Below are 22738 nucleotides of genomic sequence, written 5' to 3'. Positions count from 1 at the left end.
TAGAAAGTAATTTTTATTATTAAAGTAATTACTTTAATAATAATCAATCCATAGATATATTTTTTCATTCTCCCCAAATAAGAATACGAGAGAGAAATTAACAAATAACGAGTCTCTTGGATATAAAATACCAATTGTTATAAAGAAGGGAAGATTACTATGAGAAAAATTGAAAGTATTGTTCCAGAATACTTATTGGAAAAGTTAGCTCAAAAAGGGAGCGAAAAAGCCCAAAAAAGCTTAGAACATACTAGAAAACTTCATGAAAAAAGAAAGAGTAAAATCAAAGCTTCAGAAGTAATGGAATCTGCATTAGAAAATAATAAAGAACATAAAGCAGTTAGGCATGTCTACGATTGTCAACATACTGAACAACCCCAGCATAAATTAGTTCGAGATGAGGGAGACCCACCTACAGATGATGAGGACGTAAACCAAGCCTATGATGTTGGACAAGTCATTTTAGAATATTATAAAAAGGTATTACATCGTAATTCTATTGACAATCGAGGGTTGGATCTTATTTTTAATGTTCATTATGGTAATCAATTTATGAACGCATTCTGGGATGGAGAACAGATGGTCTTCGGTGATGGTGATGGTAAAATTTTCACAGATTTCACAGCAGGAATTGACGTGATTGCCCATGAGATGACTCACGGTGTAACACAGTACACATCCCATCTCGAATATCATGATCAATCTGGTTCACTTAATGAAAGCTTTTCTGATTGCATTGGTAGCGCAGTAAAACAATATTATTTGGGTCAAAATGCTCAGAGTGCTGATTGGTTAATTGGTGACAAAATTATTGGTCCTAAGTTTCCTGGAAAAGCCCTTCGCTCAATGAAAGAACCAGGAACCGCGAACGATCATGATTCTCAACCTGATCATATGGATAAATATGATGACGGTAGTAACCTTGATTTTGAGAATGAAGAAAAAAGACAAAGCTATATTGTCCATACGAACAGTGGTATTCCAAATAAAGCATTTTTTCTCGTATCTATGGGCATTGGAACAGACAATGCTGCTGTCTTGTGGTATACTGCATGGCCGCATCTCCACCAAAATTCTGGTTTCCAGGACGCTTTTGAAGAAATTCTAAAAGCCGCGAAAACACTTATAACCGAGGGGGAAATGCCCCAAAACGCAGAACAAGTTGTTAAAGAAGCATTTAGTGATGTAGGTATCACAAAATCTGACATTATTTAAACTAAAATTCTCCTTTTTATTTTACTTTCAAAAAATCATAAAAAGTTAGAAATTTATTAAAAAATGATTAAGGGGATTCTAATGATATGCTTATTTCAGTGTTTATTTTAATACAAATAGTATCTGTCATACCAGAGGATTAAAGAAATAAAAATCCTTTCACTTTTGAATCATATTTTCTAATCGTTGTTTGGATTTCTTTGCAAATTTTATTTCATTGAAAAACAGTTAAGTTTGTGGGGATATGTATTGCAGCATTGATGATAATATAGTGACTATAATTTCGAGCACGTAGTTGGTCAATCTGTTTTATTTCTGACAATAAAATCTACTATTGAATTAAACTTGACAATCAATAATGTTAATTCAATAAAAAGATAATTAATTAAACATCAAGGAGATGCGCATATGTTAATATATGCGCATCTCCTTATAGTGTTTATAATAACTTTAGACACTTTGTACGATAAGCATTCAAATAGGGTGCTTTTCTTTGTTATATAGAAATTACACATTAATGGAGAGACATATTAAAGGATATCCCATCATAAGATGGTAATGACACCCAGAAAGGTTCATCTTACGTTACTTTTATCGCCGCGTTGCAAAAAGACACCTTGCTTAGGTGCCTTTTTGCTTTGTACTTTAAAAAAGATAGATATTTAATCAAAATATGAAAAAGGTTCTTCCGATTGGAGAACCTTTTTCATATACCTACCTACAATATCATTTTCACAGCAAAATTAAATTAATCCATTTCAGAATTTATTAATGTAGCAGCACGTTCTTTATTATTTGATGTTCCTTTAAAATTGTCATTAGCTTTAGGATATAATTCACTCATAAATTTCTTATCCATATCAGAAAGAATCCTATTCCATCCTACTTCAAAACCATTAGTTGTAAGACTACTTGGAATTGCATACAACATAATTGAATTTTTATCGAATGCCGAGAAATTTGTTTCAGTGTTACTGTAACGTCTAAAGATATTGTTATCTATTTCTTCTTTTGACCAATTATTAGGTGGTCCCATATATAAACCATAAACAGCTTCTTTATTCCAAGGGATATTTGCAGTAGGATTTTGATGCTCATGAATGCATCCTAAAGCATGCCCAAACTCATGTAATACTACTCGAGAATATTCATCATCAGCAGTATTAGATTTTAACCATCCAAAATTCATAGTTGGTTCAGTTTTATCAATTGATAAACAATCTGTACCAATATAAGACCATGAACCTTTATCATGTTGAAAAGAAATGCGAATCTCCGCATCAGGATCATTACCGAATACAAATTTAATATCAACGTATTCTTCCCATTCATGTGCGTATTTTTCTACTTTTGCTTGAACATCAGGCGTTCCATCTAAGAATCGAACACGCAATGTTCTACTATTATCCCATTTTTTTGCTGTTAAAATTGCAATTTCTTCTGGTAAATCTGTACTTTTTAACTTTGTAATATTAATATCATTTTCTGGATTTTCAGATATCGCATTTTTACGTGCTTTCTCATGCATATCCTGCGGAAGTATCCGATCAATACAAATTTTAATTTCTTCTGACATTATCTTTACTCCTTTTAATAAAAAATATGAATCATAATGTAGTATTATATTATGATTCATATTTTATCCCTCAAAACCCCACCTAATTTATATATGGAAAAATATCTAACATATTTAATACACATATAATATCAATAAAAAATTTATTAATAAAAGGAGGGATACTTATGGGCCTCTCTTTTCATAATCAAACATTTCTCTACTATGCTGAAAATAATGGTCGTACTCGTATATGATCAGGTGATAGATTTACAGATCTCCCTCATACAGCATTTAATAGATGTTGGAATATTCCTGGTGGTACTGACAGTAGGAATTTAGGCTTAAGATTATTCACAGCCAATGCAGATAATTTTACAATGAATTTAACTCCTTAAAGTAAAAACATAAATTAATATCTGAAGTGAATCCGAGTAGTGGTACATAAAAAAAGAGTACATTACCCAGAAGAGATAAAGTGTTATTTCGCGAAAAAATTTGGGGATTTCGGTATATACAGCCAAACTAAAATTCAGTAATTTTGATTAGTTAGCTTAATAAAAATAAATGATAAGATTAAGTTCTTTATCAGAATTTGGTCTTTTTTGATTTTAAAGACCTGAGATGGACTACTAATATCTATATCTTTGAAAGAAGATTATGGGTTCATAAAATATTTATGGTGCTACTATGCTTCAAGTATTGCAAAAATGTACTCGTAAAATGTTTTATGACAATATTATAATTCAAATTAGGTCTGAATTATTGTTCAATTGATTCAAGACCAAACAAAAGTACCAAAGCCAATATTAGATTTACAACAATCAGAAGAAATAAATCAAATTCTAAATCGGACCATGCAGACAAAAGAGGAACTTGATATCTGGCATTATAAAGATGAATTTATATTATATAAGATCATTATGTTACTATACATCCGTACTGAATACTTACTAATTTACTTTAATAATTTTTCTGTACCTGTAAACAATACGAAGAGTAAGTATAAAAAGATTTGGAGGAACAACTATGAATGGGCATTTACAACGACATCCCCATTTTGGAAATACATTAGCAAATCATTTTATGGAGCATCATTAAAATCCACTTTCATTTCATGCTCCAATTGTACATGTGAAAAGCATAATAAAATTAGTGGAAGAAGATGACTCTAATCCAGAAGGAGGAACACATCAACATTTTTTAATGAATAATATTCAAGTTATTAATATAAAAAGCGCGCCAAAATCTCTAGTAGATAATGAAGTTTTCTGTGCGATCCGCTATGGAGATAATTTAGGTTTGAAAACTCCTATTCCAGATTTAAAAAAAGAAGACGAAATTGAATTAAAAGAGGAGTATATTGATAAAACACATGTGAAAGTAGGAATTGGTAATACGGGGATACAGTGATACACTTCACACACCATTTAGTGGGGTTTATGAATTATAACGGTGTACATTATGAATAATTCTTATTTTTTGTTAAGAATTAAGTGTAAGGAATAAAAAGGAGTGAAATATATAATTAAAAAGACATTTTTATATTTGGTAATTTCTATATTATTTAATAGTTTATTTTATAGTCAATATGCATATGCAGAGGAACCATTTGATGTGGTTAAGAAAGAAATATCACTAGAGGATTCAAACCACTTCACTGACATCCCCACCTTATGGGTAGCAACAATGGGACAATCCTTGAAATTTTTTATATCTAATGATAAGAACAAAAAAAATAAAAATGGTTTATTTACGATTAAACATGCCAGGCTTATTTCGTGGAAAGAATTTTCATACGAAATAGCAAAGAATATTTATAATCTCAATCCATATATTTCCCAATATGGGACGGTAAAGGTGTATTATCTAGCTGTTGATTATGAATTGCATAAACCAAATGAATTTTATAAAAATGGAATAAATTATTTTTTAGCAATCATCGTGAAAGAAAATGATCAATGGAAAATAGCAGAGTTACCTATTGCCCCTGTCTCCATTATTGTCACAAAAGGGATTGGTTTCGGAACTGCACATGAAAAAAAAATCGCTGAAGAATTAGGGTAAGTTCAAATTTTAATACCATTATAAAATGCTAGCGCAGTAATCGAAAGGAAGTTAATTCATGAATAAATTAATGAAATTGCTATTAGGGGTTACTATCTTTTTGGTTTACTCAATTACAAAAGCACATATATATGCAGATTCTATAGATACAGTCACACCTTTATCTATTATAAAAGAGCAAGTAAATGCTGAAAACCAAAAGGATACAGAGAAAATGACAAAGATTTGGACAACTGAAACCTCTCCATTAATTAAGCAAGTACATCATCACGGTCATTCTCATGGAGAAGAAGGAGAACACGCAACGAAAGCAGGGATTAATACTATAGAAAATGCTAAAATCGTTGACTCAAGACCTTTATCGGCTGAATTAGCCTCTTCTATCAGTAATTTTAGTTACTATGAAAGTCGATATGGAGAAGAAAATGTAAAACCTTATTATGTTGCTGTGGACTATAAAGTAAAACAAGAGTCAGACTTTTATCAAAATGGAGTTAATTACTTCTTAGCAATTGTTGTAAAGGAAGATGATGAATGGAAGATGGCTGAGTTTTCAGTTGCCCCTGTGGATTTAATTTCAAAAAATAACGAGGGATTTAACACAGAAGATGAGAAAAAAGTAATAGAATTACAAAAAAGGAGAGTTTTTGGAGGGGCTGTTACTAATCAACAAGGAAACCTACTTTTTTATAATACTCCTTCTGAATATATACTTCATGGAGGGCCTCATCATCATATGGCTCAAAGATTGAGAACTCCTCCAAAAGTAATAAAGGTATTCATTACAAATAAGCACAATGGGAAAGTAGGAACTGTAAAAGAAATAGATTTTAATGATTACATTAAGAATGTACTTCCGAATGAATGGGATCTTTCATCTAAAGATGAAGCTTTAAAAGCGGGGGCATTAGCGGTTAAAATGTATGGTTGGTATTATACTAAATACCCAGGACTACCACTGGTTGGTGCGCATGTTCGAGATAATACAACTTTTCAAGTGTGGGTGAAAGAGACTGAAGAAGAAAAAACAAAAATTACAAATCCTCATATCGAATCAGTAAAAAACATAGGATTTTATAGTGGAAATCTAGATAATTTATTTGCGCCTCAATACCGACGGAACTCCAAAGATTGGAAAGGTAGCGGTTGTATGCCACAATTAGGGACGATGCGTCTCGCTAAAAACGGAAAAAATTTCAAAGAAATACTTGGTTGGTATTATGACAACTCTAAGGAGCTTAAAGGCGGTAAAATGATTTATTTTAATTATTAATTCATATAAATAAGACTAAAGGAAAACTTGTACACAAATGAGACCAGCTATAAGCTGGTCTCATTTGACTTTCTATAATAGTATTTTTCTTTAATTATTTGTTTGAAAAAGTGCCTACTTTTTGTATAAAGACATGAAAGGGGGTACTTTCTAACCCAAATTATAATACGTATCACTAGTGTTGCATTAAAATAAATTACGTTTCAAAAAACTCAAAATCTTCAATAATTTAATTTTACACATAGAAAAAGTCCTTTATAATGGATAAAGTCAGGTAGTACCCCGTCCAAATCCACTAAAAAAGGACCAACTCATGGACAAGATTACACGAAAAACTTCATTTGGGCAATGGTTTTCACCTATAAACTTTTCATTATTTGAAAAAAACGCGAAAACAATGAAATTAGACCACTATACGAAAAAATTAAAGGCAGAATCATTCCTAAAATTACTACTTTTTGCGCAGCTACAAGAAATCGAAAGTCTGCATGCGCTGAGCGATTGTCTTTTCGATGACCAGCTTCAAAAAGGAATTGACCTTGATTCTATCAGTATTTCTCAGCTGTCACGCCGATTAAACGGTATGAATCCAGATATATTTCAAAGTCTTTTCCTTGACTTAGTGACACAAATCCATGCCAAAACGCACTACTCGAAACTCGTGATGCCCTTAAAAATCATTGATTCAAGCACATTGCCACTTAATTTGACAAATCATAAATGGGCAAAATTCCGCAAAACAAAAGCGGGTGTGAAGTTACATTTACGCCTAGTATTTATGGAAAAAGGGACATCCTATCCTGAAAAAGCTGTGCTAACAACCGCGAAAGAACATGATCGAGGTCAACTTGAAATTATGGTTGATGACAAGGAATGCATGTACGTGTTTGACCGTGGTTACCTGGATTATGAGCGCTTTGATCGCATGATAGATGATGGCTACTTTTTTCTTTCAAGGCTACGGAAAAACGCTGTTATACGGGAAGTTTACGAATTTAAGTTATCAGACAATACGTCTGTATTATCTGATCAAATGGTGTTGATTGGTACGACACAGAATCGTGCCGAAAATTTCTTCCGTCTCCTAAAAGTAGTTGATTCAAAAGGAAATGAACTTCATTTAATTACAAATCGTTTTGATTTGAGTGCCGAAGAAATTTCAGAGATGTATAAATCACGCTGGGCAATAGAACTGTTTTTCAAATGGATGAAACAGCATCTCAGCATAAAAAAGTTCTACGGTCAAAGCGAATGGGCGATTCACAATCAAGTGTTTATCGCACTAATCGTTTTTTGTCTGCATGTTCTCGCTCAGCTCGAAACAAAAAGTAAGCGAAAAACCTTGCAAATTAGCCGTTATTTAAGGGCCGCTTTGTGGAAACCAGCACAGATCTGGCTTCGGAAAATCGAGGGAGAATCCGTCCCATAACGAGCCAATTGTCGTCTTTACACCAGTCTAATTGTAAATAAAAACCAAATGGATGGAGCTACTTTTGTTTGGGTATTAACTTTTTTGGCTCTAAACAGAAAACAACAAAAGATTGAAAATTCAATTAGAATTTATGCAACACTAGTGAATACGTATATATTAATGATTTATCGAGGAAACGCCTAATAATTGTTTAGTGCAAAATAAAAGTACATAGTAATGCAATAAAAACGTGCAGAAGTGATTGCACAAAAAAAGCTTGCCAGCCTCTTAAATAACCTCTACTGTGTTGAGTGTCGAATTCAATTACAGAGAGGATATGAAAGGATATGCTAGCAATGCCAGAAATCAATTATATCAAACATCTACGAGAAAACGAAGACCTAACAATAGCGGAAATCTCTAGAAAGTTAGGATGCAATTGGAGAACTGCAAAAAAATATGCTGACGGAGAAATTGAAATAGAACAATTACCAAGATCAAAAACTGGAATGATGTATGAAGAAGTATACGGTGAGATCATTGATTGTTGGTTAACAGAAGATGCAAAATTAAAGAAAAAACAACGAAGAACGGCTAAAAAAATGTTTGAACAATTGCGTGATGAACATGAATTCAAAGGTTCGTACCGAACCGTATGTGATTATGTTAAAAATCGAAAGCTAGAATTAAACATAGAAAAAGCGACTCGTTATGAAAGATTAGAACATCCTCCAGGAGAAGCGCAAGTTGATTACGGAAATATGAAAGTCGTGAAAGACGGCTCCTACAAAGATGTAAAAGTATTGTACTTAAGTTTCCCACATAGTAATGTGGCTTTTGCCTGTCCGTTACCAGCTGAAAACACGGAGTGTTTTTTAAAAGGATTAAAAACAATGTTTCATCAAGCAGGTGGTGTCATCGTGAATCGAAATTTAAAAGATACCTGTAAATTATTGCGATTAGGTTACCTTGCGGAACTATATGATGAGGTGGACTTTGAAAATAAAGAACAATTCTTACAACAGGTATTAATGAAAGAATTAAAGGCTCGCCAAGAAGCGAAGATCTCTAGAGCAATAAAGAAAGCAAAGTTTAGAGAATTAAAATGGTTAAAAGATTATGAATGGACAGATTCTGTTCATTTTCCAAAAAGCACTACAAAAGAAATGATTTGTGATTTGAAATTTATATCCCAAAAACAAAACCTTTTATGTATAGGTTCATCAGGAACTGGGAAGACACATTTAGCAACAGCGTTAGGTATGAAGGCTTGTAGCGAAGGGTACGAAGTACGCTTTTTTCGAGTAGCCGACCTCGTTGCACAACTAGAGAATGGATTTGAAAAAGGGACACTTCAAAGAATCAAAAGAAGTATTGAGACATGTGATGTATTAGTTTTAGATGAATTAGGATATGTACCATTTCAAAAAGAAGGTTCCGAATTATTATTTCATATTATTGCAGACTGTTACGAACAAAAAAGTGTAATTGTGACCTCGAATTTAGAGTTCGGACAGTGGAATAAAGTATTTGGTGATAATAAATTAACGGCAGCATTAGTAGACAGGCTTGTCCATCACGCTCATATATTGGCTTTTACAGGAGAAAGCTACCGTTTGAAAAACGCCCTTTCGACTATCTAACAAAATTGAATATGAATGCTGGCAAGCCTGTGTATTTTTTATTGCATTTGCCTGCACTTTTGTATTGCAAAAAACATAATAATCAACAATCAATATATATTTTTGTCTCCAAAAGTTATTACATGTGTATAAAGTTAAAAAAGTTGTTTAATTCTCTGCTTAGAAATATAGTAATCATCTATCGTATAACAGAAAGATGGTTATTAAAATTGTTTAAAAAACTAACAGATTCTTTCATTCTACAATTATTAGGGTTAATAAAGTTGTTTAAATTTCGGATAGCGAATAATAAATTATTGCCCACAAATAAAACTTAAGATCTTGTATCTATATATGATTAGATTGATGTAGTTGTATTACATGTTCTTCTAAAATATTGACAGATAATAGGTTGCATGTTAAATTCACAATATTTAAATACTAAGGGGGTAAGTGATTAATGTCAGTTAATAAGATAGAAGAATATTGGCATATGTACGCTAGAGAAAATGAGTTAAACATGAGTGTTCCAGATACATGAATGTTTGGAGATGGTTCCAAAGAAATGGGAGATGAATTAGGAAGTTTAGTTGTTAAAGGAATCAAAACAGGAACATGCGCTGCACATTGTGTATACGAGCTTGAAGGAGAAGAAATTCAAAAAGTTGGTCAGTACGATATTGTATTGGATGGAGACAATAATCCATTAGCAATTATAAAATATACAAAGATCGATTTTTTAAAAATGAATGAAGTAACAAGTGATTTTGCAAGGTCTGAGGGTGCAGGGGATTTAAGCTATGATTATTGGTATAGTGAGCATGTTAAATTTTTCACTTGGGAATTAAGCCAGTATGGACTTACTTTTACTCCAGACTTATTGCTAGTTTGTCAAACGTTTAAGGTAATGGATGTTTATAAAGATAGAGTATAAATTGAAATCAAAACATTCTTTCTTCTATTATACATATACAAAAAATATGGTATAAAAATCCAATTTCATACCATATTTTTAAACAACTATTTTATTTATTAAAGGACTTTATTATTTTTCAAACAACTTTATTATTCTTTAACAACATGAACGAGAGTATCTACTTTCTTGTCTAAAAAGTATCCATTTTCATGTCTTTCTACAACAAGAGAGAAGGGGATATACCTTACTTTTTCATCTTCGCGTTAAATTCCTATTTAACGAATAGCTATATTTATATGAGTGGAAAGACAAGGGATTATATATTTCAAAAATTGTCTGGCGATACAAACTCGAGTTCACTTGTGACATAAATATGGGGATTTTCTTTTATAAAAAATATATAACCCTGAGAAATTCAAAAAAACGTTATTCTTTCTAATCTAACGTGTTTAGAAAGAATAACATTTTTTTGTTAAAAATAAGGATTTTATAAATTCGTTGTTAATTAAGTTTTTTAGTATAGCATAAGAAGGCGTTTTTAAATGTCAAATTCAAAAATTACATTTACTAAATTAGATAGAATTAATTTATTTTAGTATAAAAAGAAAAAATATTAGGAAATATTGTCAAGTGAAAATTATCTAGACTGGACAAAAATTTTAATTAAATCAGCAATTCTCAGTCTAGATAATTATTCCTCCTGCACAGCGTCAATGTACAACAAAAGATGCATGCTGTTGTTGTTGATTCAGATTTACTTGAACCAATGTCAGAAAAACTACATCGCCAGATTGAATCCGTACATAATCTAGATGAAAAACAAAAGGATACATTATTAAGAAAATTGGATTCAATTGTATTTGAACCGAGGCTATGTCATGGAGATTTTCATCCATTTAATTTGATCATGAGTAATGACAACGTGAAAATTATTGATTGGGTTGATGCTAGCTCGGGAGATATTCGTGCAGATGTATATCGAACATATCTATTGTATTCACAGTCCTCAGTAGAATTAGCTGAAATGTATTTACGTATATATTGCAAAAATACTGGTTTATCAAAGGATGAGGTTTTACAATGGGCTCCTATTATTGCAGGGGCAAGATTATCAGAAAATGTATCTTCAGAAAACATAGAGCATCTAAAGGAATTAGTAGATCAGTATTGCGATTAAGGAATATTTTGTTATTTCTATACAGTTTTGTTGTTTCTTTAAAAAAATGTCTTGGACCATAGAAAAAAAGTATTAGATTATTTAAAAATAATTGTAGATTGAAAAGGTGCTTTCCATTTGTGAAAACACCTTTTGGTAACATGAATTTTGTTATCAGAAGTTTATCCTTGTAACTCTCTATTAATTTCTAGCTGAGCTTTAGATGTATTAGCAAAATTTAACCAATCGTTTCTCACTTTACTTTTATTATCAATAATCCAAAGTTCAACAATATCTAGATGTGAAACATTTGCTGTTATTGTGTTTTTTACACCATTAATTTTAGCACCTGACATGTGTTTAGCAATCTCAGGATTTAGAGCAAATGCAAAGTCAATTACAGTAGCACCTTGTGGCAGGTGAATAGGATCTAATTTAGGTGTAAATACAACAATGGTATCTTGAAATAATTCAAATGATACTAAATCATAAAATTCTAGAGCGTCTTGAGTTACTAAATCGTTAGTTACAATAGACTGATCTATCAACTTATAAATGATGCCTTGCATCTCCGTATCAGTTATACTTCTTGTAAGAATGTAGAACACTCCTTTATCTCTTATCTCCTGATTTGTTTTTGTTTGGATACATACCACTATCTCATGATCATTTATTTTCACTTTGGTCTTTAAGTAACTGTTTAATATATCGTTTTCAATTGCTATATTGTCTTCAAATTGATGAGGAATCGGTTTATACAGTTGATGTATGATTCCTAACATTTTATAACAATTTAAATTGCTTGAGGTTGTGATGACTATTTTTGATATTGCCGCTATGTCTTGAATGTCTTGAAGACGAGAATAAGCCGTATAAATAGGACTCACTTCGTAGTCTACTTCAAACATTAAAGGGGGCTCTTGGAAGCTATTTATGTCTTGAATAATGTTTTGAGACATATCTTCTAGTAACTGAACATAATTCTGTAAAAGTATTTTCATGTCCTTATATTTAGAATGGTTGAGATGAAAAAAACTTAAATCTTCTAACTCGCGTTGAATATGTAACAATCCTAGCCTTCTACATAGAGGGGAAAAAATTTTGAGTGTTTCATTTGCGTAAGGAACTTGTTTTTTTACGGTTTTCACCTGTAAAGTTCTCATATTATGGAGACGATCTACCACTTTTATAATAGCTACTCGTATATCTGCTTGTGTAGCTAACAATAACTTTTTTAAATTAATTGCTTCATACTCTTCTTTACTGGGAATCTGTTTTTTATCTACTTTGGTTAACCCTTCGACAATATCGGCTACCTTTTCGCCAAATGTACCACGTATATCCTCAATTGTATAATCTGTATCTTCCACCACATCATGCAGTAGTGCTGCCACTAAAGTTATGATATCAGCTTTACAATCTAGCAGGATCTCGGTAACTGCAAATGGGTGAGTAATATAAGGTTCACCTGAAACTCGAAATTGCCCTTCATGTGCTTTCTCAGCGACGTATATAGCCGGATTCAATTGTTCTAGTTCTGATTTATGTAGATAGGAGGCTTTTTTTATCAATTCTCTTTTCATATTTTCACCTTCATCATGTTAATTTCCTTATATTTATCATAATAACTTGTTATTATAATTCGTTTTTTAAAAGTAAAATACCTGTTTAAATGATAAGAGATTAACATAACGGATTATTATCTAAAGTTAAAAATGACGAAATATTCCTTAGCAATTACAAATAAAAGCGGAGAAACGTCCAGTGGAATCGTGTATTTGGAGATAATCGTAGAAGAAATGCTCTTTCTTCTACGACTTCAGATGTAAATATTTTAAAAAGAGAATTGTAAGCCTCTGTATTTTCTGCTTGCAATGAAGAAAGCGCTATTTCCGACACATGCGGATCAACTGCATCGAATTCAGGCGCCTACGCGAGTTGGTCAAATTACGTGAAATCGTTAATATTGTTTATAAGTATATTTTCCTGTGATTAGAGCAATATATTACCAACAACATTGGAGGTGCAACAGATGTATATTCGTGAAAATAGCAATACAAATGAAATTCTTATTACAGGTGCAGCAAGCGCGATTGAACAAATGAAATATGAAATAGCAAGGGAATTTGGGGTTACACTTGGCCCAGATTCAACTGCACGCGCCAATGGTTCTGTTGGTGGAGAGATTACAAAACGTTTGGTGCGCATGGGAGAAGAACAACTATCTGGACAATATAGAATTCACTAAAATACAATAATTACTTAAATTAAAAATGGAAAGGGGATGTGAATTGTTATTTACATTCCCTTTTCTATTGTATTACTTTATAACGGTTTCTTTCATCTAAAGGTTCTGTTCTTTACATAATTTTTTTAATCAAGTTAAATATTACTTTATACTTAAAAATATTGTCGGAACAATGTCTTGTTATGTTATTATTTTCTAATTGAATTTATGATAAAATCTTGTAGAAACCTTAAAAAAGGAGAATCCTATGGAAAATTTCCCTAAAAGTCTATTAGTTTTATTTTTAATCTTGGTATGTAGTTGCGTTATTTTCGGTATATAACATAGTTATAGAATGAAAGAATTGTAATCACTTTATATACAAAGGACATAATTATACTTACATGATGTACTGTAACTTGTAACTTGTAAGTTCAAATTTTGGTAGATTTAGTCCGGATATAGGCTTATCCTAAAACGAAATATACACTAAGTTACGATGGTTTTGCTGCAAAGCTTTCTAAAGTGAGGCGAATTATGTGAAAAGTAAACCCGAAGTTTGTAATCAAGCTTCGGGTTTTCGGCGTATAACAAACTATAGGAATTATTAACGGTTTCGTAAAACTTAACCACAATATCTCTTACCACTTTATGTGTTAGGAAACTTTGCAACAGAACCAGAAGAATCTTGAATGCTGCACAGAAAATAGTTAGAGAATGAATCATAAATAATAACAAGAATCCCCGCAAGGAAGCGGGGATTCAAGGGTAATGAAGGCTATTTATTATTTGCCGAATTAAGTTAAATTCGACAAATTAATATTATCACTACATTTCAGAAAAGTAGCATGATAAATGTGACTAAATTGTAAATAAACGATGAATAAGAGTTGGATGTACAAGAAGAACCGAATGCAAAATTATTTTTTCTTACACAAAAAATGTTAATGGTAGGCAGCTAACTTATTACAAGAAGAGTCAAGTCGCTAGTTCAAGTGGCTTATGGATATCGTTTTTTTTGTTATGAGGACACAAATTCATCTGATAATCTGTATTTTATAATATACAAAAATATTATAGAATATAATAAATATATTCGTTCAAATGAGGTGAAATGGATGTCTGTCCGTATTGTTCGAAGTAATTAGTTCTCGGGTTGGATAAAACGCGTACCAGCCATCAAGGGAGGAGTCTATCCTTTTTCAGAAATAGGGACTTTGAATCTGTTTCGGTAGTCACCATTATTATCAAATCAAGGCACTGGATCGTTTCATTAACAAGTCTGATAACCTTAGTTTTTATACTCTTTTGGAAGGTGGATATACAAAATGAATGAATTAGATTACAAAACATTTTATGATAAAGTTGGAAGATCAAATGGCTGGGATTTTAGTAAACTTAAATACATAACTGAAGGTGCTACGTGGGGGTTTTATGACGAAGTAATCAGGAGATGTAAACCTTCTGATGTTCTGCTGGATGTTGGTACAGGTGGGGGAGAGAATGTACTAAAAATCGCATTGTCAGCTTTATTCATGATTGGGATTGATAATTCAAGTGGAATGATAGAAACAGCACAGTCTAACTTGAAAAAAGCACGTGTGCCAAACGTTAGATTTTTCAAAATGGAATCAGGAGATTTGACGTTTCCACATTCCTTCTTTGACATTGTGTCTAGTTGTCATGCTCCTTTTACGGCGGCGGAAGTAGCAAGGGTAATAAAAAAGGAGGGTATTTTCTTAACACAGCAAGTCAGTGAACATGATAAATTGAATTTAAAAGAAGCGTTTGGAAGAGGGCAGTGCTTAGGGGAAAAAGACGGTACATTAAAAGAAAAATATGTCCGAGAGTTAAGGTATGCAGGTTTTACTGATGTGCAAGTCTTGGAGTATGATGCTATTGATTATTACAAAACACCTGAAGACCTCATTTTCTTATTAAAACATACACCTATCATCCCAAGATTTGGTGAAAGGGAAGAGGACTTTGACATTTTGAAACAATTCATAAGAATAAACAAAACTGAAAAAGGAATCCGTACAAATTCAAAACGTTTTATGATCATAGCTAATAAATCGTAATTCTTGTTAAATTACAAAAGCCGATTTCCATCGTTTATGGAGAGCGGCTTTTTGAGTGTAAGGCATGTTTTTTGTTAGCTTGTTAATTATGTGTGGTAGATAAAATCTAGGTTTATCTGTAATTATAAAAATAGGTATTTTTTTGTGTAGAATGTCTTGATAAAGCTTCGACCTTTGATTCAATAAATCAAAGAAGTCTGAATGGTTATCGAAGAATAAACGAAATGTTTATACAAGAAAACAACTTGGATAAGGACAAGTTGTTTTCTTGTTATAGGGTACAACAAAGAAAGAGTAAGAGTGGAGAACAGATACACATGTCAATTCAGTAAAATTAGATAGACAACAAAACTAAAAATTCTGAAAAATCAAAACGGTAAGTAATTTTGTTCACTCCTTCTTTGTAGTTATAAGTCTAACATTAAAAATACAATAATGCAACAAAAAAAGACAAAATTCTAATAAATACGACATTTATTTTACTGATGTACATAAAGATACTTTTATCAGTAGCGAACACGTAACTTTCAAAACCTAAAAATGATCTAAAAGAAATAAGAAGTTCATAGGAATTATTTTTTGTTCCTGATATTGTGTTTTATGAATGTTAGATTTATTCTTATTAGGAAGTACCATATCAAAAAGAAATAGGACTTATATTATTTGTAGGATTTTCTTCTTTTTTGTCGAATGTGTTTGAGATAAGGGGGGGACATTGCATGTTTATTAAAGACTTTTTTATTAATCTTTCTATTTTTGCTTTTCTAGTTAGTTCTACTATATTCATCCAAGTATTTGTAATTAAGTCCAAGCCATTCTTCGCAAAGTTATACGGAGGAGTCGTTGCTGTTATTTTAATGTTCTTTTCTTTTCAATATATGGGATTTTACTATGACCTTCGGATTGTTCCTCTTATTTTATCATTTGTTTATTTTGGGCGTACTGCTGGCTGGATTACATTAATCAGTATTATTATAATGCGTGTCTTTTATATGGATGGATATTGCGGACCAGCTGTAGTTGCTTTTTTAGGAATGGGTATTATATTTACTATTATTAAAACATATTTCAAAAATTTACATCCTTTTAAAAGTACTTTTCTTTATCTGGCTATTTACGTAGCTATAATTCGGTTGGTAGGCGAATTCTTCATTCCTCATGCAGTATCTAACATTCTTTATGCTCAAGGCTTATTATTTGGGGGGATGGGACTTTTAATAGGACTTTTTCTTACTGAAGCTTATCAAAAATTATATTCTTTAACAGAAAACTTATCTAGAATGAATCAAAAATTAGAAGAATCGAAGCAAGAACTCAAAGATACTGTACATGAACTTCAAGGAGGGATCTTTAAATTTATAAAAGTGGATACACATTTTATACATACTTTGTGTGATGGACAATTTTATTATCAAAATGGATTTTATTCTGAACAAGTGGTAGGAAAAAGTTTACGTACCATAGATTCTTCCATTATTCCGGCCCATCTAGTTCCTCAACTGCTGAAGTACTATCTACAAGCATGGGAAGGGAAAGAAATTACATTTGAACTTCCTTGGCCAAATGATGAAACTATTGTTCTCATTGCGCTTAGGCCAATTAAGCGTAATGGAAAAGTTATTGAGGTTGTTGGTTCTACAATTGATATAACCGAAAGGAAAAAGGTGGAATCTGAATTAAGGGAAACGAAAGAACGATTGGAATCATTTATAAATCATAACGTAGATGCTATTATCATATCTGATCGAGAAAGGAATATTTTACAAGTTAATAAAGCTTATGAAGAGATGTTTGGTCGATCAGCACAAGAAATCATGGGAAAAAAATCAGATAGTGTACCTGATTTTTTAATGGAGGAATCTATGCAGAATATCCAGAAAGTTCTGTCTGGAGAATCCGCAATTACTAGATTAGAAACAGTTAGACAACGAAAAGATAAAAGTCTTGTTGATGTAAGTTTGACAGTTTCACCTATTCTAGATTTAAGGGGAAACGTGATAGCTTTATCAGCAATATATAGAGACATTTCCGAAAGAAAACAAGCAGAAAGAGAACGACATCAATTACATCAACAATTACAAGAAAGTGAATTGAAATACCGTGCGTTGTTTGAGCAGGCAACTGATGCGGTATACGTAGTGGAATTGGATAAAGAGCGACATCCAGCTCGATTCATTGAAGTAAATCCAGCTGGATGTGAAAGGTTCAATCTCAGTAGAAACGAATTTCTCACTACGCCATTTTTTGATCTTGTTTCTCAAAATTCTCCGTTTTTCAGAAGACTAACAGGGAAAATTAAAGAAGGAAAACGTTCTTTCACCTTACAAGAAGAATATGTTTTTAGAACAGGAAAAAAAATGACTACGGAGTTTAGTATTCGCATTTTTAAATTGAATGGAAAAGAAGTTTTTTTAAGTATGTCTCGGGATATTACAGAACGGCTAAAAACAGAAGAATTATTACGGAAATCTGAAAAACTTGCTGTCGTTGGGCAATTAGCTACAGCAATAGCTCATGAAATTAAAAATCCTTTAACCGCAATGAAAGGATTTATGCAATTACTAAAAACAACGGAAAATGAAAATAGTCTTCGTTATATAAATGTAGTATCATCAGAAATTGAGCGAATAGAAAGTATTACGAATGAATTTATGGTAGTAGCAAAACCACAGGCGGTAAAGATACAACCTAATGATATAAGTATTTTAATTGATAAAGTTGTAATGCTACTTGAACCTCAAGCATTAATGAATAATATACAAATCAGAACGGATTGTACACCTGACATTCCATTGATACCTTGTGAAGGAAATCAATTAAAGCAAGTATTTGTTAATATCTTAAAAAATGCAATTGAATCCATGCAAAAGGGAGGGGAAATCTTGATTCAAATTAATAAACTTGATAATCATCAAATAAGTCTTCGTTTTATTGATCAAGGATGCGGGATTCCCAAAGAGCGTATACCATATCTTGGAGAACCTTTTTATAGTATCAAAGAAGAGGGGATTGGCTTAGGGTTAATGATCTGTTATAAAATTATTGAAGCACATCAAGGAAAGATATGTATTGAAAGTGAAGTGAATAAGGGAACAACAATTGATATCACTCTTCCTATTTGTAGACCCGAAAATTAATATATTCAGCCTTTTCAGAAAAAAGAATAAGAGGCAATAATAGAAAGCTTTGCAAGATTTTTTGCAAAGCTTTTTAATTACAAATTTTTCGAACAGGAAAGCCCGCTCCTTTAGGTGTAAAGGGAGATTGGATAAGAAATAGTCCTTTAACCGTAAAGGCCCGATTGATGGGAGCTAATAATCAGTAGGGGATGAAGAAAACCTCCACTGATTAAAGTTTCACTTTATACTGGATGATAGAATAAATCTCCCTAAAATATACACAATAAAAAATATTGGAATACTCTTTTCGAAGGGAGTAAAAAGTGTGTTTACATTTTTAAAGTTCTTAAAAAACGGACGTCATTCCATGAATCGTCCAGAGAATAGAAATACAAGTCTTCAAAAAGAAAATATAGAAAATTATAACCTCAGTTCGGATTTATCAGAAAATATAAATCAACTTCAGCAGATTTTCCAACAAGCTCCTGATTTGGTCATTCGTAGATTTCAATTAAAAAATGGATCAGAAGCTGCTTTAGTATATCTATCGGGATTAGTAGATAAACAAGTCATTCATAATAATATCTTAAGTCCCTTAATACATAACTCGTTCGATTCTAGTAAAGATCTACCTGTTACAATAGGAGAAATTCAAATAATTAATACATCGTGGAAGCAAGTTGAAAATGCTATTTTTGAGGGAGATAGTATTTTACTTATTGATAACCAAGAAGGATATCGACTAAATACTAAAGGGTGGCCACAAAGAGATATTACAGATCCTGGGAATGAACTTTCTTTAAAAGGTGCTCATCAAGGATTTGTAGAAACATCCAGTCAGAATATAGCCTTAATACGAAGATATATTCCTAACCGAGAATTAGTATTAAAAGAGATTTTAATTGGCAGTAGGGGAAAAACGAAAGCATCTATTTTATATTTAAGAGATGTGGCTTCCGAAGAAGTACTGGAGGAACTTGAAAATAGAATTCGAAATATTCAAGTAGACACGATTGTTAATACGGGTGAACTAATCGAATTTATTGAAGATAATCCTTATTCGCCGTTTCCACAGTTCATGTTAACTGAAAGGCCAGATGCAACTGTATCCCAAATTCTTCAGGGCAGATTTGTTATTATCGTGGATCGGTGCCCAAATGTATTAATTGCTCCTACAAATTTCATTTCATTTTTTCAAGGTGTGGATGATTACAATACACGCTGGTTAGTTGCTTCCGCTATTCGATTATTGCGTTTTGTAGGTTTTTTAATTGCTTTATTTTTACCAGCAGTATATGTAGCGTTTATTTCATTTAATTTTGAAGTGATTCCTGTGCAGCTTTTTTTATCTATTGCAGAATCAAGAGAACGAGTTCCGTTTCTTCCAGTCATAGAAGCTTTACTTATGGAGATGACCTTAGAAATGATGAGAGAAGCTGCTCTTCGTTTACCTACCCCTATTAGCCAGACTGTAGGAATTGTAGGTGGTATTGTCATCGGACAAGCTGCTGTTCAAGCGGGAATTGTGAGTAATATCATGATTATTATTGTTGCGGTTACAGCTATAGCCTCTGCTATTGTTCCTAACTATGACATGGGTTTAGCGATTCGGTTATTGCGATTTCCCATGATGTTATTAGCAGCTTTGTTTGGAGTCGTAGGGATTGTTATCGGTTGGATGACTATAATTGCACATCTCATAAGTCTAGAATCATTAGGAACTCCTTATGGAAGTCCGCTTGCACCTTTTCGATTATCAGGTATGAAGGATACGTTTTTTCGATTTCCATTGTGGTTAATGAAGAACGATTCTAAAAATGTTACGACAAATCACAACAAAAATAATCCTGATAAAGGGTGAAAATATGAAAAAATATGCATATAATGACATCACTGTCATGCAATATATTTTTACAATTAATGCAGCACAAGTAGGGTCTGGTGTTTTATCCCTTCCTAGGGTACTTGCGGAAAAGGCCGGAACAGATGGCTGGATAGCGCTATTCATTGGCTGGTTTTGCTCTATAACAGCAAGTGTTTTTCTAATTAAAACGGCTAAGAAGTATCCGAATGATACCTTATATGAAATTCTTATACGATTATTTGGGAAAATTATTGGTAAAACAATAATTGTTTTTTATATGATCTATTTTGTTTTTTATGCATGGACAGTTCTCATTGGTGGAATGCTTTACATCAAAGGATGGCTTCTGCCTAAAACCTCGGATTATATCATTTTATTTTTGTTTGCTATTCCAACTTTTTTCGTTGCCCGTAATGGTGTCCGAATTATAGGGCGTTACTGTGAGTTAGTCTTTTATATGACGATGTGGATTCCAATTTTTTTCTTCATACCATTAAAAGATGGTAATTGGCTACACTTTCTTCCATTATTGAAAGAAGGGTGGAGACCTGTGTTTGCAGCTGTTCCATCTACTATTTTTTCCTTTATAGGATTTGAAATTGCATTTTTTCTGTACCCTTTTTTACAAAAGAAACAATATGCAATGAGAGGCATTATTATAGCTAACACCTTAACAGTCTGTTTTTATTTGTTTGCAACTGTTGTTTGCTTTATATTTTTCAGTCCCGATGCAATTATAGAATTTAATCAACCAGTACTGAACTTACTTAAAGTCATTGAATTTCGTTTTTTAGAACGATTTGATATGATCTTATTGGCTATTTATCTACTTGTTGTCTCTACAGCATGGATCCCTAGTTTATACTGTGCTGTATTTTGTTCTAGTCAATTAATTGGAAAACAAGATCATACTCTTCATGTAGCTATTTTCTTATTAGCAGTGATTGTAGTAACGTTCTGGACTCATCCTTCTTGGAATGAATCAGAAATGTTTCAAAAATTTATATCGAAAGCAGGGCTTGGACTGGCCTATTTATTCCCTATTTTTTTATGGGTATATAATTTGATATACAAAAAATACTTTCGGAGGGAAACACATTGAAACCGAAAATATTGTGCAGTATTTTAATACCGGTTCTTTTGCTCACTGGGTGTTTGGACCAAATGAATGTTGAAGATGTTACACTCACACTGATACTCGGTTTAGATTTGGACGAAAATGATAATTTGAAAGTATACTTATCAAGCCCTGTTTTCAACAAAGAAGCCAAGATTAAGGAGGAACAATATGGTGTAAAAGCCGTTACGGTACGAAACTCTCGAGAAAAATTTGATACAATGGTTATGGCTTTGACATCGGGAAGTAAGACACAAATTATTTTGATTGGAAAGCGACTTTTAAAACAAAAGAAGTGGGCAGATTATTTAGATCCTTTCTATCGGGATCCAAAAAACACTGTAACCACAAAAATCGTTGCTGTGGATGGTCCTGTTTCAGACATAATTTATTATGCTCCTAAAAATAAACCGCGTCTTCCTGTATATTTGGCAAAATTACTTGAGACAGCACATAGAAGAAATATTACAGTAAAAACGACTCTTCAAGATTTTCATAATCAAACGAAAGAAAAAGGAATGACAACGAGTATTTCTGCCATTAAAAAGAATAGCGATATAAAGTTAACAGGTTCCGCATTATTTGATGAACAGAATAGATACAAACTAACTATAACCCCCGAAGAAAATAAATTGTTACGTATCCTGCAGAATAAAATAGAAGGGGAATTTCCATTTACCATTGCAGTACCGTTACAATCTAACAGTAAAGATAAGCATTGGCTAAGTTTTATTTCTGAAGGTACCAAAGTAAAAACAAGTGTACAATACAAGGATCGTTTTATTTTTAATATAAACGTACATATGAGAATTTTAATTTCAGAACGATTGTTTCCTTTTAATGTTAGGAATGATGGGATGACATTGGAACAAAAAATTCAAAAACAGTTAAAAACTGATTTTCAACGTTTAATAAAGAAAATACAAATTGCCGAAATTGATCCTATAGGGTTAGGATTATATGCACGGGCTTATACATATGAGGATTGGAAAAAAGTTCAACATCAATGGGAAAAATCATTAGCAAAGGCTGATGTAAATGTTAAAGTACGTGTTAAAATTAGTGGGATGGGTACAATCAAGTAACAAGAAAGTAAAATAATAATTTTTTAGGAG

The 22738-nt window shown here is 32.2% G+C and carries 15 protein-coding genes and 2 pseudogenes; 15 read left to right on the top strand and 2 right to left on the bottom strand.

The annotated features are described in order from the left end of the window. The first annotated feature begins 159 nt into the window (after positions 1-159). Positions 160-1215: a M4 family metallopeptidase gene (locus ACIQ7L_RS23935; RefSeq protein WP_400572197.1), complete on the top strand. Its 1056-nt coding sequence runs from the start codon at positions 160-162 to the stop codon at positions 1213-1215. A 748-nt stretch (positions 1216-1963) separates the two neighbouring features. On the opposite strand, the gene ACIQ7L_RS23930 is transcribed toward ACIQ7L_RS23935, so the two are convergent. Next, positions 1964-2791, bottom strand: a complete 828-nt coding sequence (locus tag ACIQ7L_RS23930; RefSeq protein ID WP_400572195.1) for a M12 family metallopeptidase — start codon at positions 2789-2791, stop codon at positions 1964-1966. A 752-nt stretch (positions 2792-3543) separates the two neighbouring features. On the opposite strand from ACIQ7L_RS23930, the gene ACIQ7L_RS23925 reads away from it, so the two are divergent. The 8 genes and pseudogenes from ACIQ7L_RS23925 to ACIQ7L_RS23890 form a co-directional block, all read left to right on the top strand. Next, entirely contained in the window at positions 3544-3939 is a 396-nt protein-coding gene (locus tag ACIQ7L_RS23925) for a YolD-like family protein (RefSeq protein WP_400572193.1), read from the top strand. After that, positions 3896-4242, top strand: a pseudogene (locus ACIQ7L_RS23920) (hypothetical protein). Before ACIQ7L_RS23925 ends, ACIQ7L_RS23920 begins: the two are co-directional and overlap by 44 nt. 145 nt (positions 4243-4387) lie before the next feature. Continuing rightward, positions 4388-4837, top strand: coding sequence for a hypothetical protein (locus ACIQ7L_RS23915; protein ID WP_400572192.1), 450 nt, complete (start codon positions 4388-4390; stop codon positions 4835-4837). 58 nt (positions 4838-4895) lie between these two features. Continuing rightward, positions 4896-6110 carry a SpoIID/LytB domain-containing protein gene (locus ACIQ7L_RS23910; protein ID WP_400572190.1) on the top strand — a complete coding sequence of 405 codons (1215 nt, stop codon included), beginning with the start codon at positions 4896-4898 and terminating at the stop codon, positions 6108-6110. A 313-nt stretch (positions 6111-6423) separates the two neighbouring features. Further along, positions 6424-7539 (top strand): IS4 family transposase, encoded by a 1116-nt coding sequence (locus ACIQ7L_RS23905; protein WP_400572189.1) that lies wholly within the window; start codon positions 6424-6426, stop codon positions 7537-7539. An 875-nt stretch (positions 7540-8414) separates the two neighbouring features. Beyond that, positions 8415-9164 carry an IS21-like element helper ATPase IstB gene (gene istB / locus ACIQ7L_RS23900; RefSeq protein WP_400572222.1) on the top strand — a complete coding sequence of 250 codons (750 nt, stop codon included), beginning with the start codon at positions 8415-8417 and terminating at the stop codon, positions 9162-9164. 520 nt (positions 9165-9684) lie between these two features. Then, positions 9685-10077: an ASCH domain-containing protein gene (locus ACIQ7L_RS23895; protein WP_400572187.1), complete on the top strand. Its 393-nt coding sequence runs from the start codon at positions 9685-9687 to the stop codon at positions 10075-10077. Between the two features lie 691 nt (positions 10078-10768). After that, positions 10769-11236: pseudogene (locus ACIQ7L_RS23890) on the top strand (phosphotransferase family protein); the annotation flags it as partial. A gap of 161 nt (positions 11237-11397) precedes the next feature. Here the strand turns inward: ACIQ7L_RS23890 and ACIQ7L_RS23885 are convergent. After that, positions 11398-12798, bottom strand: a complete 1401-nt coding sequence (locus ACIQ7L_RS23885; RefSeq protein WP_400572185.1) for an HD domain-containing protein — start codon at positions 12796-12798, stop codon at positions 11398-11400. 449 nt (positions 12799-13247) lie between these two features. Here ACIQ7L_RS23885 and ACIQ7L_RS23880 point away from each other — a divergent pair, with 449 nt between their 5' ends. From ACIQ7L_RS23880 to ACIQ7L_RS23855, 6 genes are all read left to right on the top strand, one after another. Beyond that, a complete protein-coding gene (locus ACIQ7L_RS23880; RefSeq protein WP_335360920.1) occupies positions 13248-13463 on the top strand; it encodes an alpha/beta-type small acid-soluble spore protein in 216 nt (71 codons plus the stop codon). 1307 nt (positions 13464-14770) lie between these two features. Continuing rightward, positions 14771-15523, top strand: coding sequence for a class I SAM-dependent methyltransferase (locus ACIQ7L_RS23875; RefSeq protein WP_400572183.1), 753 nt, complete (start codon positions 14771-14773; stop codon positions 15521-15523). Positions 15524-16242: 719 nt separating this feature from the next. After that, positions 16243-18660 carry a PAS domain S-box protein gene (locus ACIQ7L_RS23870; RefSeq protein ID WP_400572181.1) on the top strand — a complete coding sequence of 806 codons (2418 nt, stop codon included), beginning with the start codon at positions 16243-16245 and terminating at the stop codon, positions 18658-18660. Positions 18661-18967: 307 nt separating this feature from the next. After that, on the top strand, positions 18968-20503 hold the full coding sequence (locus tag ACIQ7L_RS23865) for a spore germination protein (protein WP_400572179.1): 1536 nt from the start codon (positions 18968-18970) through the stop codon (positions 20501-20503). A 4-nt stretch (positions 20504-20507) separates the two neighbouring features. Beyond that, positions 20508-21608 (top strand): GerAB/ArcD/ProY family transporter, encoded by a 1101-nt coding sequence (locus ACIQ7L_RS23860; protein WP_400572177.1) that lies wholly within the window; start codon positions 20508-20510, stop codon positions 21606-21608. Next, positions 21605-22708 (top strand): Ger(x)C family spore germination protein, encoded by a 1104-nt coding sequence (locus ACIQ7L_RS23855; RefSeq protein WP_400572175.1) that lies wholly within the window; start codon positions 21605-21607, stop codon positions 22706-22708. Before ACIQ7L_RS23860 ends, ACIQ7L_RS23855 begins: the two co-directional genes overlap by 4 nt. The last annotated feature ends 30 nt before the right edge of the window (positions 22709-22738 follow it).

Source organism: Bacillus sp. NPDC094106 (assembly GCF_044764345.1).
Taxonomy (GTDB): Bacteria; Bacillota; Bacilli; order Bacillales; family Bacillaceae_G; genus Bacillus_A.
The sequence above is the reverse complement of the archived record's forward strand: the minus strand, read 5'-3'. Positions and strand labels throughout refer to the sequence as shown.